Origin of the sequence: Amycolatopsis sp. NPDC051903 (genome assembly GCF_044452505.1) — a bacterium.
GTDB lineage: Bacteria > Actinomycetota > Actinomycetes > Mycobacteriales > Pseudonocardiaceae > Amycolatopsis.
This window is the reverse complement of the sequence record NZ_JBITBT010000038.1, coordinates 37,438-55,965: the sequence shown is the minus strand read 5'-3', so window position 1 is coordinate 55,965 and position 18,528 is coordinate 37,438. Positions and strand designations below refer to the sequence as shown.

At 72.9% G+C, this 18,528-nt stretch carries 1 protein-coding gene; it reads right to left on the bottom strand.

The features are described from left to right. Nucleotides 1–29 precede the first annotated feature (29 nt). Nucleotides 30–18,128: an SDR family NAD(P)-dependent oxidoreductase gene (locus ACIA77_RS42765; RefSeq protein ID WP_395891880.1), complete on the bottom strand. Its 18,099-nt coding sequence runs from the start codon at nucleotides 18,126–18,128 to the stop codon at nucleotides 30–32. Between the last annotated feature and the right edge of the window lie 400 nt (nucleotides 18,129–18,528).

Genomic DNA, 18,528 nt, shown 5'->3' with positions numbered 1-18,528 from the left:
TGCACTCCTGTTCCGATGGCCTCGCGGACTCACTGCCCCAGCTGGTCGTCGAGCATGGCGAAAAGGTCTTCGTCGGACGCCGTGTCCACAGTGGACGCCGGCGTGGTGGTGGTCGTGGTGTCGTCGCCGATCCGGCCCAGCAGCGCCCTCAGCCGCTTGCGCAGCATCGGGTGGGCGGAGGGGTCGAGCGCGACGGTCAGGACGGTCGTCTCCAGCGCGTCCAGCCGGGTGGTGAGCGACCCCGTGACCTCGACGGCCACCGCGGTGGTCCCGATCAGTTCCCCGACCAGGTGGCCGGCGAGGACTTCCGGGTTCGGGTTGTCGAACGCGATCGTGGTGGGCAGCCGCAGCCCCGTGGCCTCGTTGAGCCGGTTGCGCAGCTCGACTGAGGTGAGCGAGTCCATGCCGATGTCCTTGAACGCCTGGGTGGGCTGGACGTCGTCCGGATTCGCGTGCCCGAGCACGGCGGCGACCTGACCGCGGACGAGGTCCGTCATCGTCCGGACCCGGTCGGCCGGGGTCATGCCGGCGAGCCGTTCGGCCAGCCGCGGTCCGGCGTCGGTCTCCGCCGGTGCGCTCGCCGGCTCGGCCCTGCGCACCACGAGGTTCTCGAGCAACCGCGACGGCTGGGCGGCCGCCGCGACCCGATCGACGCGAGCCGGCGCCACCACCGCTTCCTCGACGGTCACGGCCCGGTCGAACAGCGCCAGGCCGGCGTCGATGCTCATGGCCGGGAATCCGGTGCGGGCCAGCCGGCGCAAGTCCGTTTCGGACAGTGCGCTGGCCAAGCCCACGTCGGAGCTCCAGGTGCCCCAGTCCATCGACACGGCCGGCAGGCCGGCCGCCCGCCGTTGCCGGGCGAGGGCGTCGAGGACCGTGTTGGCGGCGGCGTAGTTTCCTTGCCCCGGTGTGCCCAGCACCCCGGCCATGGCGGAGAAGAGCACGAACGCCGCCAGGTCGTCGTCCCGGGTCAGCTCGTGCAGGTGCCACGCTCCCCGCACCTTGGCTTCGAACACGCGGCCGACCGCTTCCGGCGTCAGCGACTCGATCGTGCCGTCCGCCACCGTCACCGCGGTGTGCACGACCGCCGCGATCGGCCGGACCGCGTCGAGCGCCTCGGCCACGCGAGCCCGATCGGCGAGATCGCACGCCGCGATCGTGACCTCGGCACCGAGCTCGGTCAGGTCCGCGAGCAGCTCCGGCGCGCCCGGGGCGTCGAGTCCTCGCCGGTTGACCAACAACAGCCGCGTCGCCTGGCCGCCCGCCGCCAGGTGCCGCGCGAGCGCGGCACCCAGCCCACCGGTCCCGCCGGTGATCACGACCGTGCCCTGGTCCCAGCTCACCGGTGCCGGTGACTCCGGCTCGGCCGCGGGCGCCAGCCGCGGGACTGTGACCCGGTGGTCGCGGATCGCGACCTGCGGTTCCCCGGTGGCCAAGGCCTCGGCCAGCAGACCCGCGGAGAGCGGACGCCGGTCGTGGTCGACGAGCGTGAACCGGTCCGGGTGTTCGGCCTGCGCCGACTTGACCAGGCCCCAGACCGCGGCGCCCGCGAGGTCCGCCGTGGCCTCGGAGCTCACCGCGTCCCGGGTCAGGAACACCAACCGGGTCTCGGCGAACTCCGGCTTCGCCAGCCACCGCTGCAGCAGGCCCAGCGCCTCGACGGTGCGGTCCTCCACGGCGGCGGTCACGGCACCGTCCGCGCCGCCGACCGGCACCAGCAGCGCGTCCGGGACCCGGTCGCCGGTGTCGAGCAGCTTGCCCACCTCGACGAGGTCGTCCACCACCCGCGAGACCCCCAGCTCGGCGGGCAGGTCCGACGCCCCGAGCCGGTGGTCGTCGAGCAGCCACCAGATACCCGCTCCGGCACTCGCCGGGGCCGGCTCCGTGGTCCAGTCCAGGGTCAGCACCAGGTCTTCCACCGGTGACCCCGGCGCGGACCGCACCGCGATCTCCGGCCAGTAGCGCTGACGCTGGAACGCGTATGTGGGCAGGTCGACCGGGTTGCCACCGGCTCCGATGCCGGCGAAGACCGCCGCCCAGTCGAGGTCGATCCCCTCGGTGTACAGCCCGGCCAGCGAGGTCAGGAACCGCTGCGGCGAACCCTGCTCCCGGCGCAGGGTGCCGGTCACCACCGCCGGGGTGCCCGCCGTTTCGGCGGTTTCGGTGAGGGGCACCGTGGTGACAGGGTGCGAGCTCACCTCGACGAACGCCCGATACCCGTCGGCCAGCAACGCCCGCACGGCCGGTTCGAAGCGCACCGTCCGCCGCAGGTTGCGGTACCAGTAGCCCGCGTCGAGCTCAGTGCCGGTCAGCCACTTCTCGTCCACTGTGGAGAAGAACTTCACCTCGGCCGGCCGAGGGCTGATCGGCGCCAGCTTCTCCAGCACCTGATCCCTGACCCGCTCGACCTCCGGGGAGTGCGAGGCGTAGTCCACCTCGATCCGGCGGGCCCGGATGTCGTGGCTCGTCAGGTCGTTCTTCAAGTCGGTCAACGCCGCCGCGTCGCCGGCTACGACCACGGAGGTCGGCGCGTTGACCGCGGCGAGGGTAAGCCGGCCGTCGTAGCGAGCCAGCCATCCCTGGACGTCGTCCTGCGACAGCGCGACCGAGAGCATTCCGCCCTGCCCGGCCAGCACCCGCAGTGCCCGCGCGCGCAAGGCGACCACCCGGGCCCCGTCTTCCAGCGAGAGAGCACCCGCGACGCAGGCGGCGGCGATCTCGCCCTGGCTGTGGCCGATCACAGCACCCGGCTCGACTCCGTGGGCCCGCCACACCTTCGCCAGCGAAACGTTCATCGCCCACAGCGCCGGCTGGACGACGTCGACCTGCTCCAGCAGATCCGCCCGGTCGAGCACCTCGGTCAGCGACCAGGACACCCACGGAGCCAACGCGTCCTGGCAGTCCTGAATGGACGCCCGGAACACCGCTGAGGTTTCCAGCAGCTCGCGGCCCATGCCGGCCCACTGCGAACCCTGACCGGGGAACACGAACACCACTCCCCCAGACGCACGGGCCGCACCGGTCACGACCGCCGGACCCGGCTCACCCGCGGCCAGCGCCCGCAAGTTCATCAGCGCCTCCCCGCGATCGGCCGCCACCACCACGGCCCGATGCTCGAACGCCGACCGGGTCGTCGCCGACGACCAGGCCACGTCCGGCACCACCGCGGCGTCGCGGTCCACGAACTCGGCCAGCCGGGCCGCCTGCGCCCGCACCGCGGCCGCGGACTGCCCCGAAAGCACGAGCGGCACGGGCGCGGTGGATTCCGCCGGCACGACCGCGGGTTGCCCGGGCGCTTGTTCCAGCACGACGTGGGCGTTGGTGCCGCTGATACCGAACCCGGACACCCCCGCCCGGCGCGGCCGCCCCGTCTCCGGCCACGGCATCTGCTCGGTCAGCACCCGCACCGCGCCGGCATCCCAGTCCACGTGCGTGGTGGGTTCGTCGACGTGCAGCGTCCGCGGCAAGACACCGTGGCTCATCGCCTGGACCATCTTGATGATCCCCGCGACGCCCGCCGCGGCCTGCGTGTGCCCGATGTTGGACTTCACCGACCCCAGCCACAGCGGGCGGCCGTCCGCCCGGTCCTGGCCGAGGGTGGCGAGCAGCGCCTGGGCCTCGATCGGGTCGCCCAGCCGCGTTCCCGTGCCGTGCGCTTCCACGGCGTCGATCTCGTTCGCCGACACCCCGGCCCGGGCGAGCGCGGCCGCGATGACCCGCTGCTGAGACGGCCCGTTCGGCGCCGTCAGGCCATTCGACGCACCGTCCTGGTTCACCGCCGAACCCCGCACCACCGCCAGCACCCGGCGCCCCGCCGCCCGGGCCGACGACAGCCGCTCGACCGCGAGGACACCGACGCCTTCGGAGAAGCCGGCGCCATCGGCCGTCTCGGCGAAGGCCTTGCAACGGCCGTCCGCGGACAACGCGCCCTGGCGGGTGAAGTCGAGGAACAGCTCCGCCGTGGACATCACGGTCACGCCTCCGGCCAGCGCCAGATCACACTCGCCGGACAGCAGCGACTGTGCGGCCAGATGCAGCGTCACCAGCGAGGACGAGCACGCCGTGTCGACGGTGATCGCCGGGCCTTCGAGGCCGAGCAGGTACGCGACGCGGCCCGACAGCACGCTGGACGAGCTCCCGGTGAGCAGGTAGCCCTCGAGGTCGTCGCGGACCTGCATCGACGCGTGGATGTAGTCCTGGATGCTCGAGCCGACGAAAACGCCGGTGCGGGTGCCGCGCAACGAACCGGGCTTGATCCCCGCCCGTTCCAGCGCTTCCCAGGAGGTTTCCAGCAGCAGCCGCTGCTGCGGGTCCATCGCAAGGGCTTCCCGAGGCGAGATCCCGAAGAACCCGGCGTCGAACTCGGCCACGTCGTCGAGGAAACCGCCGAGGTGCGTCGTCGACCCGCCGGCGCGCAGGCCCGCCAGGTCCCAGCCGCGGTCGGCGGGGAACTCCACGATGGCGTCGCCGCCGGAGACGACCAGCTCCCACAGGTCTTCCGGTGAGCTCACCCCACCGGGGAACCGGCAGCCCATCCCGACCACGACGATCGGGTCGTCCGAGTGGACCGATGCCGCAGCCGGAACCACGGGTCCTTCGGCATCGGTTTCCGAGAGCTCGTCGAGCAGGTGCCGGGCGAGGTCGGCCGGGGTCGGGTAGTCGAACACGAGCGTCCGCGGCAGGTCCAAGCCCGTGGCCATGCTCAGGATGTTGCGCAGCTCCACGGCGGTCAGGGAGTCGAAGCCGAGGTCCCGGAACGCCCGGTTCTCCGGGATCGGGTCGGAGTCACCGTATCCGAGAATCGCCGCCAGCTGCACCCGTACGACGTCGAGCACCACGCGAACCTGGTCGGCGTGCGCCAGCCCGGCCAGCCGGGTCCGCAGCCGCACCGACGGATCGAGCGCCAGGTTCGCACCGGTGTCGCCGGAGTCCGTTGTGGACTGGCGCGTTTCCGGGAGGTCGCCGAGCAACGCGCTGGGTCGTGCCGCCGTGAAGACCGCGAGGTACTGCTGCCAGTCGACGTCGGCGATCACCGCGGTCGCGTCGCCGCGTTCGAGCACCCGGCGCAGGCCGTTCAGCGCCGGCTCCGGCGCCATGGTGATCATGCCGAACCGGCGCAGGTTCTGCTGGGCGGCGCTCGCGGACGCCAGGCCGTCACCCGACCACGTGCCCCACGCGACGGAGGTCGCGGTCAGCCCTCGCGCCCGGCGGTACTGGGCCAGCCCGTCGAGGTAGGCGTTGGCCGCCGCGTAGGTGCTGAGCCCGACGCCGCCGAGGGTGGCGCTGATCGAGGAGAACAGCACGAACATCCCCAGGTCCAGATCCTGAGTGAGCTCGTGCAGCACGACCGCGGCGTCGACCTTGGGCCGGTACACCGTGGCGCGTTGCTCACCGGTGACGGTGTCGATGATCCCGTCGTCGACCACCACCGCGGTGTGGACGACCCCGGCCAGCGGGTACTCAGCAGGGATCGCGGCGATCACGGCCGCCATCGCTTCCCGGTCGGCCGCGTCGCGGGCCACGATCGTCACGCGGGCGCCGAGTCCGGTCAGCTCCGCCTCCAGTTCGGCCGCGCCCGGCGCGTCCGGGCCCTGCCTGCTCACGAGCACCAGGTGCGGGACCCCGCCGGTGGCGAGCCACCGGGCGACGTGGCCGCCCAGCGCACCGGTCCCGCCCGTGACGAGAACGGTGCCCTCCGCCGGCATCTCCCACTCGGGGCTGTCGGCCGGGGTGAGGGCGCGGCGTGCGAGCCGCCGGGCCCAGATCCCGGACGGCCGCACGGCGAGCTGGTCTTCCGCGCCACCACCGGACATCAGGATCTGCGCCAAGCGGGCGGCCGCCGTTTCGTCGGCATCGTCCGCAGGCACGTCGATCAGACCACCCCACCGCCGCGGGTACTCCACCGCCGCGGCGCGGCCCCAGCCCCAGATCGCCGTCTGGGCCGGGCGGGACACCTCCGCGAGGTCGGCCACGCTGACCGCGCCGCGGGTCACGGCCCACAGCGGAGCCTGGATCGACGCGTCGCCCAGTGCCTGCAGGAGTGTCGCCGTGAGCGCCATCCCGAGCGGAACCTCGGAGCCCTCCTCGACGGGCGTTTCGGTCCAGGCCAGGAACGACACCACTCCCGTCGGCGCGGGCAGGTCGCCGAATCGCGCGGTGAGCGCGGCCCGCTCGGTCTGCTCCGGGGAGACCAGGACCACGTCCGCCGTCGCGCCGGCGGCGGCCAGTTCCCGGCGCAGCCCGGAGATCGACGGCGACTCCTCGGAGCCGGCCGGCACGACCAGCCACCACGAACCGGGCGGTGGGGTCGAGGCCGGCTGCGGTGCCGGCGTCCAGACGACGTCGTAGCCCCAGCCGGTCAGTGCGTCCGCCGGTGCGGACGTCGGCCAGAAGCGCTGGTGCTGGAACGCGTAGGTGGGCAGTTCCACGCGGCGGCCCGCGGTTCCGAACACCCGGGGCCAGTCCACCTGCACACCGGCCGTGTGCAGCGTCGCCACCGAGGTCAGCATCCGCCGCCACGAGCCCTGGTCGCGACGGAGCGTCCCGGTCACCACGGCGTGTGCTCCGGCGTCCTCCACGATCTCGGCGAGCGGGACCGTGAGCACAGGATGCGCGCTCGTCTCCACGAAGGCTTGGTATCCGTTGGCCAGCAGTTTGCGGATGGCCGGCTCGAACCGGACTGTCCGGCGGAGGTTCCGGTACCAGTAACCGGCGTCCAGTTCGGGGCCGTCGTACCAGCAGGAGTCCACTCCGGACAAGAACTTCACGTCGGTGGTGCGCGGGGTGATCGGCGCCAACGCTTCCAGCACCCGCTCCCGGACTTGTTCGACGTGGGGAGAGTGCGACGCGTAGTCCACCTCGACGCGTCGAGCCCGAATCCCCTGGTCGATCATCTCGGAGCGCAGCCGTTCCAGCGCCGTCGCGTCGCCGGCGAGTACGACGGACCTGGCGGCGTTGATCGCGGCGAGCGACACTCGGCCTTCTTCGCGATCGAGCCAGCCCTTGACTTCTTCCGGCGACAGGGCGACCGAGAGCATGCCACCACGTCCGGTGATTTCCCGCAGTACCTGCGAACGCAGCGCCACGACCCGCGCTCCGTCCTCGAGCGACAGTGCGCCGGCGACGCAGGCCGCCGCGATCTCGCCTTGGCTGTGGCCGACCACCGCCTCGGGATGGATGCCGCAGGAGCGCCACAACCCGGCCAGCGAGACCATCACCGCCCACAGCACCGGCTGGACCACGTCCACCCGATCGGCCGGTTCGGTGCTGTCACCGGTGAGGACGTCGGTCAGCGACCAGGTCACCCACGGCGCCAGCGCGTCCTCGCACTTCAGGATCCACTCCCGGAACGCGGCTGAGGTCGCCAGCAGCTCGCGGCCCATGCCCGCCCACTGGGAACCCTGGCCGGGGAACACGAACACGAGCCCGCCGGAATTCGCTGCGACGCCGGTCACCACGGCCGGGTCCGGCTCACCGGCGGCCAGCGCCCGCAGCTTCGGAGCCAACTCGGCACGGTCCGCGGCCACCACCACGGCACGGTGGTCGAAGCTCGACCGCGTGGTCGCGAGCGACCACGCGAGGTCCGCCACGGCCGGCGCGGGAGCACCATCCAGCAGGCTCACCAGCCGCGCCGCCTGGTCGCGCAGCGCCGGACCGGACCGGCCGCTCACCAGGACCGGCACCGGCGTCTCGGTGTCCACTGTGGTCGGTGGTTCGGCTGCGGCGGGCGCCTGCTCCAGGATGACGTGGGCGTTGGTCCCGCTGATCCCGAACCCCGACACCCCCGCCCGCCGCGGGCGACCGGTCTCCGGCCACGGCACCTGCTCGGTCAGCACCCGCACGGCACCGGACGTCCAGTCGACGTGGGTGGACGGCTCGTCGGCGTGGAGGCTGCGCGGCAGAACCCCGTGCTCCATGGCCTGGACCATCTTGATGATCCCGGCGACCCCGGCCGCGGCCTGCGTGTGCCCGATGTTCGACTTCACCGACCCCAGCCACAGGGGCCGGCCGTCTTCCCGGCCCTGGCCGAGCGTCGCGAGCAGCGCCTGCGCCTCGATCGGGTCGCCCAGCCGCGTCCCCGTGCCGTGCGCTTCCACGGCGTCGATCTCGGTCGGCCTCACTCCGGCACGGGTGAGCGCGGCTTCGATGACCCGTTGCTGAGACGGCCCGTTCGGCGCGGTCAAGCCGTTCGACGCGCCGTCCTGGTTCACCGCCGAACCCCGCACCACCGCCAGCACCCGATGCCCGGACACGCGGGCGGCGGACATCCGTTCCACGACGAGGACGCCGACGCCCTCACCCCAGCCGGTGCCGTCCGCCGACTCGGCGAACGGCTTGCACCGGCCGTCGGCGGAAAGCCCGTCCTGACGGGAAAATTCCTCGAAGATGTCCGGGGTGGACATCACGGTGACGCCGCCGACCAGCGCCAGCTCGCACTCGCCGGACCGCAGCGACTGCATGGCCCAGTGCAGGGCAACCAGCGACGACGAACACGCGGTGTCCACGGTCACGGCCGGGCCTTCCAGCCCGAGCGAGTACGCGATCCGGCCCGACAGCACGCTCGACGTGGTGCCCGTCAGCAGGTAGCCGCCGAGCTCGTCCCTGGCCGCGGTCCGCTCCCGGAGGTAGTCCTGGTGGTAGGCGCCGACGAACACACCGGTCCGCGTGCCGCCGACCGAGGCGGGCGCGATGCCCGTCCGCTCCAGCGCCTCCCACGAGACTTCCAGCAGCAGCCGTTGCTGCGGGTCCATGGCCAGTGCTTCACGCGGCGAAATCCCGAAGAAGTCCGCGTCGAACTCGGGCGCCTCGTGGAGAAAGCCGCCCTGCTGGGTGGCCGATCCCCCGCCGCGCAACGCGGCCAGGTCCCAGCCCCGGTCCGCCGGGAAATCGGAGATCGCGTCCCGCCCGGACGCGACGAGGTCCCACAGGTCTTCCGGAGAAACGACGCCGCCGGGGAACCGGCAACCCATCCCCACGATCACGATCGGGTCGTCGTCGGGGACCACAGCCGAGGCCACCGGCGCACGCACGGCTTTCTCCCGCAGGAGGCCGAGCTCGATCCCGATCCGGTCGCTCAGCTGTGCCGTCGTCGGGTGGTTGAAGATCTCTGTGGCCGGCAACCGGGTCCCGAACACCTTGTTCACGCGATTGCGCAGCTCGACCGACGTCAACGAATCCAGGCCCAGGTCCTTGAACGCCTGGGCGGGGTCGATGTCGTTCGGGGCCGCGTGGCCGAGCACCGCGGCCACCTGCGTGCGGACCAGATCCGTGACGGCCCGCGTCCGGTCGATCGGCGTCATGGCGGACAGGCGCCGCACGACCGAGGCTTCCGAGGTGTCCGTCGCCGCGCCGATCCGGGCCGGGCGCCGGGCGGTGAGGGCGTCGAACAGCCGCGACGACCGTGCCGACACCGCCTCGCGGTCGAGCCGGGTCGCGACCAGCATCGGCCGGTCCGCGGCGACGGCGCGGTCGAACAGCCCGAGCCCCTGCTCGACGGTCATCGGCGGCAGGCCCGACCGGGTCAGCCGGTCGAGGTCCACTTCGGACAGCGCTCCGGTCATCCCCACCTCCGGGGACCACGCACCCCACGCCACCGACACCGCCGGCCGGCCCTGCCCGCGGCGGAGCGACGCCAGCGCGTCGAGGAACACGTTCGCCGCGGCGTAGTTGGCCTGCCCGGCGGCGCCCGTGACGCCGCCGACTGAGGAGAACACCACGAACTCCGCCAAGTCGGTGTCACGGGTGAGCTCGTGCAGGTTCCACGCGCCCCGCACCTTGGGCGCCAGCACGCGGCCGATCGCCTCGGGGCTCAGCGACTCGACAGTCGCGTCCGCCACGACGCCCGCGGTGTGGAGCACTGAGGTCACCGGTTGTGCCGCGGCCAGCACCTCGGCCAGCCGGTCGCGGTCCGCGACGTCGCACTTGGCGATCGTGACCTCGGCGCCCAGCTCGGTCAGCTCGGTCCGCAGCTCGGCCGCACCCGGAGCCGATTCCCCGCGCCGGCTGACCAGCACGAGCCGGCGCACGCCCCGCGTTTCGGCCAGGTGCCGGGCCAGCACGGCGCCCAGTCCGCCGGTGCCGCCCGTGATCACCACAGCGCCCTGAGGGTCCGGCGGCCGCGGGATCGTCAGCGCGACCTTCCCGACGTGCTTGGCCTGGCTGACGAACTGGAACGCTTCGCGGGCGCGCCGAACGTCCCAGGTCGTGACCGGCAACGGGGTCAGCGCACCGGTGGCGAACAACCCGGAGAGCTCGACGAGCATCCGGTGGATCCGGTCCAGGTCGACCTCCATCAGGTCGAAGGCCTGGTAGAACACGCTCGGATGGGCCGCGGCGATCTCGGGCGCGGCGCGGAGATCGGCCTTCCCCATCTCCACGAAGCGGCCACCGGGCGCGAGCAGCCGCAGGGACGCGTCCACGAACTCGCCCGTGAGGGAGTTGAGGACCACGTCCACCCCACGACCCCGGGTGGCCGCCGAGAACTGTTCTTCGAAGTCCACGGTGCGCGACGAGGCGAGGTGGTCGTCGGGCAGGCCCAGGGAACGCAGCACGTCCCACTTGCCCGGGGCGGCCGTCGCGAACACCTCGGCGCCCAGGTGCCGGGCCAGCCGGATCGCCGCCATCCCGACCCCGCCGGCGCCGGCGTGGACCAGCACCGACTCACCGGCCCTCAGCCCGGCGAGATCGCGCAGCCCGTGCCACGCGGTCAGGAACACCACCGGTGCCGTCGCCGCCTGGGCGAACGACCACTGGCGGGGCATCACGACGAGCGACCGCTCGTCGGCCACCGCGACCGGACCGAACGCTCCGGTCGCGATGCCCAGCACCCGGTCTCCGGCCTTCAGCCCGGCGACGTCCGGGCCCACTTCGGTCACCACGCCGGCGACTTCGAGGCCCAGCGGAACCGGGTCGCCCGGGTACATACCGAGCGCGTTGAGGACGTCCCGGAAGTTCAGTCCGGACACGCGCACCGCGATCCGGACCTGTCCGGGGTTCAGCGGTTCGGCCAGGTCCGGCGCCGCCCGCAGCACGAGGTTGTCGGCCGTACCCTGCTCCGACACCTCCAGCCGCCACGTGTCGTCGGCGTCCTCGGGGACGGCCAGCACCTCGTCGCCGGACGGCACGCTCAGCCTCGGGACCAAGGCCTGGCCGTCGCGAAGGGCGATCTGGGGTTCGGCGGTCGCGAGCTGGGCCGCGGTGACGGGCCGGTGATCGTGGTCGAGGAGCGTGAACCGGCCTGGATGCTCCGTCTGGGCTGACCTGACCAGGCCCCACACCGCAGCGGCCACGAGGTCCTTGACCGGCTCGGTTTCCTTGGTACCGACTGCGTTGCGCGTCAGGAACACGAGCCGGGTCTCGGCCGGCTCGGAGCGGGCCAGCCACGCCTGCAGCAAATTGAGCACGGCGACGGTCATCGCTTCGGCTTCTTCGACGACGTCCCCGCCCGCGCCCCCGACCGGGACCACGACGTTCTGGGCTCCGGCGAGCTCGGCCAAGCTGCCCGCGACTTCCAGCCCCGCCGGGATTTCCCCGTGGTAGCCGTCCAGCGCGTGCCAGGTCGCGGGGGTGCTGTCGGTCGCCTCCGGTGCGGGTGTCCATTCGAGCCGGAGCAGCGTCTCCGGAGCACCCTGCACCGCGGCGCGGGTGAGCAGTTCGGGCACGAACGGCCGCAGCACCACTGAGTCGAGGACGATCACCGGGGACCCCGCCGGGTCGACGGCCTCGATGCGAACGGTGTCGGCGCCGGTCGCGGTCAGCCGGACCCGCAGCGTGGTCGCGCCGGTCGCGTGCAAGGCGACACCGCTGAAGGAGAACGGCATCCTGCCGTGCTCGGCCGGAGTCAGCGGGGCGAAGACGTTGGCCTGCAACGCCGCGTCCAGCAGCGCCGGGTGCAGGCCGAACCGGTTCACCAGCTCGCGCGCCGCCGCCGGCACCGTGACTTCGGCGAACACCTCGTTGCCGCACGTCCACACCGCTCGCAAACCCTGGAACATCGGCCCATACTCGAACGCCGACCCGCCGGTGCGGTCGTAGAACCCGTCCAGTGACACCGGAACCGCGTCTCGGGGCGGCCAGGACAGGTCACCGGTCGGCTCGGCGCCGGTCGCGGGTGTCACCGTGCCGCTCGCCTGCCGGGTCCACGGCCGGTCCTGCCCGGCGGGCCGGGAGTACACCGTGACCGGTCGTCGGCCGCCGTCGGCCTCCGGACCGTCGACCAGCACCTGCAGGTCGACGGCGTCCTGCCCGGGGAGGACAAGCGGCTGGTGCAGGGTGAGGTCGTCGATCCGGCCGCACCCGACGGCGTCGCCGGCCCGGATCACGACCTCGACGAACGCCGCCCCCGGAACGATCACGGTCCCGTCGGCCGCGTGGTCGGCCAGCCAGGGCTGGGTCGCCACCGACAACCGGCCGCTGAAGACGTAACCGTCGGCGCCGGGCAACGGAGCGGCGGCGCCGAGCAGCGGGTGGTCCACCGCGTCCAGCCCGGCCGCGGCCACGCCCTCCGTCGAAACTGTTGCGGCAGGCCAAAACCGCTCGCGCTGGAACGCATATGTCGGCAGCGCGACCTTACGGCCTTCGACGCCCAGCCCCGCGAACACGGCGGCCCAGTCGACGAAGGCCCCCACCGCGTGCAGCCGGCCGACCGCGGCAACGGCACCTGTGACCTCGTCCTGGTCCTTGCGGACCGCGGGAATCACCGTCGTGCGCTCGGCCTCGAGCTCGGCGCCGATCATCGACGACAGCGTGCTCGCCGGTCCGGCCTCGACGAACACGCCGGCGCCCCGACCATCCAAAGTGGATACTCCGTCGGCGAAGCGCACCGGCTCCCGCACGTGCCGCACCCAGTAGTCCACAGTGGCCACTTCGGCGCCGGCCGGCTCGCCGGTGAGGTTGGAGATCAGCGGGACAACCGGCTCGTGGAATTCGATCCCGCCGATCGCTGCCCGGAACTCCGCCAGCATCGGATCCATCCGCGCCGAGTGGAACGCGTGGCTGACCCGCAACCGCGTGGTCTTGTACCCCTGTTCGCCGAGCACCCGGCCGAGGTCCGCGACAGCGTCCTCGTCCCCGGAAAGCACCACAGCGTGACCGGCGTTGACCGCCGCGATCCCCACGGCTCCACCGTGGTTTTCCAGCAGCGGCAGGAGGTCACTCTCCGCGGCATTCACCGCCAGCATGGCGCCGCCGCTCGGCAACGCCTGCATCAGGTTCGCCCGCGCCGCCACCAGCACACACGCGTCCTCCAGAGAGAAGACTCCGGCCGCGTGCGCCGCGCTGATCTCACCGATGGAGTGCCCCATCAGGAAGTCCGGCCGGATCCCCCACGACCGCAACAGCCGCAACCACGCCGTCTGCCACGCGAACAACGCCGGCTGGGTGTACCCGGTCTGATCCAGCAGGCCCGCGTCCGCGAACATCACGTCCCGCAACGGCTTTTCGCCCGCCAGCACCGGATCCAGCAGCGCACACACCTCATCGAGCGCCTCCGCGAACACCGGGAACCGCGCCGAAAGCGCACGACCCATCCCGATCCGCTGCGCACCCTGCCCGGAAAAGACGAGCGCCAGCCGGCCCCCGTTCCCGGCGACCACACCCGCCTCATCGCCCTCGGCCAGTGCCCTCAGCGAGGACGCCAGCTCGGCCCGGTCCGCAGGCACGAACACGGCGCGCCGGTCGAACGTCGACCGCGCGGTGGCCAGGGTCCAGGCCAGGTCCGCCTGCGACACCTCCGGCGTGTCTCCGACGAACGCCGCCAAGCGAGCCGCCTGCTCGCGCAGCGCCGGCTCCGACTGGCCGGACACCACGATCGGCACCGGAACGTCGACGCCCGGCCGCACCACGGCGGCACGCTCCGCGGGCGCTTGTTCGACGATGACGTGGGCGTTCGTGCCGCTGATGCCGAACGCCGACACCCCCGCGCGGCGCGGGCGGCCGGTCTCCGGCCACGGCACCTGCTCGGTCAGCACCCGCACCGCGCCGGAGCGCCAGTCGACCCGGGTCGTCGGCCGGTCGGCGTGCAGGCTCCGCGGGAGCACGCCGTGGCGCATCGCCTCGACCATCTTGATCACGCCCGCCACGCCGGCCGCGGCCTGCGTGTGCCCGATGTTGGACTTCACCGAGCCCAGCCACACCGGTTCGCCCTCGCCGCGGTCCTGTCCCAGCGTCGCCAGCAGGGCCTGAGCTTCGATCGGGTCGCCGAGCCGGGTGCCCGTACCGTGCGCCTCGACGGCGTCCACCTCGGCAGCCGACAGGCCCGCGTGGGAGAGCGCGTCGCGGATTACCCGCTGCTGCGCGGCGCCGTTGGGCGCGGTGAGGCCGTTGGAGGCGCCGTCCTGGTTGACCGCGCTCCCGCGCACGACGCTCAGGACCCGGTGGCCTCGCGCCCGGGCCGTCGACAGCCGTTCGACGACCAGGACCCCGGCGCCCTCGCTCCAGCCGGTGCCGTCGGCCGTGTCGCCGAACGGCTTGCACCGGCCGTCGGGCGCCAGCCCGCCCTGGCGGGAGAACTCTTCGAAGATGTCCGGCGCCGACATCACCGTCACGCCGCCGACCAGCGCCAGATCGGATTCACCGGTCCGCAGGGACTGCACGGCCAGGTGCAGCGCGACCAGCGACGAGGAACACGCCGTGTCCACCGTGACGGCCGGGCCCGCCAGCCCCAGCGTGTAGGCGATCCGGCCCGACAGCACGCTCGACGACGTTCCGGTGAGCAGGTAGCCGGCCAGCTCGTCGTCGGTCCGGGTCCGCTCCTGCAGATACCCCTGCGGGTAGGCGCCGACGAACACCCCGGCGCGGGTGCCTTTCAGCGACGCCGGCGTGATGTTCGCCCGTTCCAGCGCTTCCCAGCTCGTTTCGAGCAGCAGCCGCTGCTGCGGGTCCATGGCCAGCGCTTCGCGCGGGGAGATCCCGAAGAAGCCGGCGTCGAACTGGGGCGCGTCGTGGAGGAAGCCGCCCAGCTGGGTCGCGGAACCGCCGTCGCGCAACGCGGCCAGGTCCCACCCGCGGTCGGTGGGGAAGCCGGAGATCACGTCCCGGCCGGTCGCGACCACGTCCCACAAGTCCTCGGGGGAGGCCACGCCACCCGGGAACCGGCACGCCGTACCGACGATCACGATCGGGTCGTCGTCGGCGGCCATGGGGCGGGTGGGCCCGGCTTCCCCGGTCCGGAGACCGAGGTCGAGCTCGACGCGCTCGCTGAGCTGCGCCGCGGTCGGGTGGCTGAAGATCTCGGTGGTGTCGAGCCGCGAGCCGAGCGCCCGGTTCACGCGGTCGCGGAGCTCGACCATCATGATCGAGTCGAACCCGAGGTCCTTGAAGGTGCGGCGGTCGTCGACCTGACGCCAGTCCCGGTGTCCCAGCACGGCCGCGGTCTCGCGGGCCACGACGTCGCGCACCGCCATCGCCGGTTCCCGCGGCGGTTGGCTGGAACTGCTCACGGATGGCGCCGCGGCGACCGGTGCGGCTGCCGGGTTCTCCACCTCGTCGAGCCAGTGGCGCTCCCGCTGGAACGCGTAGCTGGGCAGACCGACCCGTCGGCCCCGCACGCCGAGCCCGGCGAACACCTGCGGCCAGTCGAGCTCGACGCCCCCGGTGCTCAGGGTCGCCAGCGACATCAGGAACCGGCGCGGCGAATCCTGGTCGCGGCGCAGAGTCCCGGTCACCACGGCCGCCGGCACCTCAGCCGCGTCGACCGTCTCCGCGATCGGGACCGTGGTCACCGGGTGCGGGCTCACCTCGACGAACGCCCGGTGGCCCTCGGCCAGCAACGTCGTGACGGCCGGTGCGAAGAGCACGGCCTGGCGCAGGTTGCGGAACCAGTACCCGGCGTCCAGCTCCGTACCGCGGAGCCAGCCGGCTTCCACCGTGGAGAAGAACGGCACCTGCGCGGGACGAGGCTCGATCGGCGCCAGTGCTTCGAGCACCTCGGAGCGGACCTCGTCGACCTGCGCGGAGTGCGAGGCGTAGTCGACGTCGATCAACCGCGCCCGGATGTCCCGCCCGATCAGCTCCGCCTGCAGGCGCCGCAACGCACCCGGGTCACCCGCGACCACCACGGAGCCGGTGGCGTTGACCGCGGCCAGGGCCACCTGCCCGGCGTACCGGCTGAGCCACTCCTCGAAGTCGTCGCGGGACAGGCCGACCGACAGCATCCCGCCGCGGCCGGCGAGGGCTCGCAGCGCCCGGGCCCGCAGCGCCACCACGCGGGCACCGTCCGAAAGGGACAATGCGCCGGCAACACACGCCGCGGCGATCTCGCCTTGGCTGTGGCCCACGACCGCGTCGGGCTCCACACCGCAGGAGCGCCACAGCCGGGCCAGCGACACCATGATCGCCCACAGGGCCGGCTGCACCACGTCGACCCGGTCCAGCGCCGCGCCGTCGGCACCGGCGAGCACGTCGATCAGCGACCAGGACACCCACGGCGCCAGCGCTTCCTGGCATTCGAGCATCGCCTGCCGGAACACCGGTGAGGTCTCCAGCAGACCCCGGCCCATGCCCACCCACTGCGAACCCTGGCCGGGGAACACGAACACCACACCACCGGACGGCGCCGCCGACCCGGTGACCACCGCCGGATCCGGCTCGCCGGCCGCCAGCGCCCGCAGCCCCGCCAGCACCTCGGCCCGGTCACCGGCCACGACCGCGGCTCGGTGGTCGAAGCCTGACCGGGTGAGTGCCGAGGACCACGCCAGATCCGCCACCGCCAAATCCGGGTCGCGGTCCAGTGCGTCGGCGAGCCGGGCCGCCTGGTCACGCAGGGCCGGCTGCGACCGGCCCGACACGACGACCGGTACCACCGCGTCCGGCGTGAGCGTTTCCGCTGGCTCGGCCGGAACCGGGCTCGGTGACGAGAGGACGACGTGGCAGTTCGTTCCGCCCACGCCGAACGACGACACGCCGGCGAGCAGCGTTCCGCCGGCTTCCGGCCACGCCTCGGCCGACCGCACGACCCGCAGGTGCCAGTCGTCGAACCGGATGTCCGGGTTGGGCTGCTCGAAGTTCAGGCTCGCGGGCAGCTGCCGGTTCCGTACCGCCAGCGCCGTCTTCAGGAGCCCGACGATACCGGCTGCGCTTTCCAGGTGTCCCACGTTGGTCTTCGCCGAACCCACCCGCAGCGGGGTGGTCCGGCCCTCGCCCAGTGCGGCGCCGAGCGCGCGGGCCTCGACCGGGTCGCCGACCTTAGTGCCGGTCCCGTGCAGCTCCACGTACTGCACCCGGCGCGGGTCCACGCCGGCCCGGCGGTAGGCCGCGCGCAGCAGCGCCTCCTGAGCCTCGGAACTCGGCCGGGTGAACGACTCCCCCGGGCCCTCGTTGTTCACCGCGCTGCCCAGCACCACGGCATACACGTCGTCGCCGTCCGCCAGGGCACGGGAAAGCGGCTTGAGCACGACGAAGCCGCCGCCCTCGCCGCGCACGTAGCCGTTCGCGCGAGCGTCGAACGTGTAGCAGCGGCCGTCCGGGGACAGGCCGCCGAACCGCGCGGCGGTGACAGCGTTGTCTCCGGCCAGGTTGAGCTGGATCCCGCCCGCCAGGGCGAGTTCGGACTCACCGGACCGGATGCTCTCGGCCGCGAGGTGCACCGCGACCAGCGAGGACGACTGCCCGGTGTCCACGGCCAGGCTCGGCCCGGTGAACCCGAACGCGTACGACATCCGGTTCGGGATCATCCCGTTGCGCAGGCCGGTGAGGCTGTGGTGACTGATCGCCGCCAGGCCCCGGCGCAGGCTGAGCAGCTCGTAGTCCGACGCCATCGCGCCGGCGAAAACTCCGACCCGGTGCTCGCGCAGGCCGGCCGGCACGATCCCGGCGTCCTCGAGCGCTTCCCAACCCAGTTCCAAAGCCATCCGCTGCTGCGGGTCCACGGCCGCGGCTTCCCGCGGCGAGATCCCGAAGAACTCCGCGTCGAACCGGTCCACGTCGTCGACGAAGCCGCCGTGGCGCAGGAGCCCGGCATCCAGTTCGGCGACGTCCGTCCAGCGGCCGTCCGGCACCGGCGTGACACCGCTGCCGCCGGAGCGGAGCAGCTGCCAGAACGAACGCAGGTCCGGCGCCTTCGGCAGCCGGCACGCCATGCCGACGATGGCGATCGGGTCGTCCTCGACGTCCGGCCCCGACGAATTCACCACGAGTTCTCCTGATCAGACTTCACTGGTCGACGTCGGCGACCGGCACCCGCGGAGCACAAGGTGCCGGTGAATTCCCCGCGCACCACCGGGGAAACGCCCGGATTTCAGCCGGTCGAATCGCTCACCGATACGAACTTCGGCACCTCGGCGGCAACCGCCGGGTACTGTCAGGCAAAGGGGTCGCCGGTTCCGCGCAACGCGCTGAGCGTCACGTCGTCCCGACGCGGTTCTTTCTCTCTCAGTCAGCGAAGAAGCCGGTCTGCCGACCGGATTCCTTGCCGTACGGGAAAAACTCCTCCACCGAGCCGCCTGAGCTCGCCGTCCCCACCTCCCGCAGCACGGGCCTTCCGGCCCGGACCCCCGACGTCCGCAAGACTGCTCCGTCGCGCGCCGGCGATCT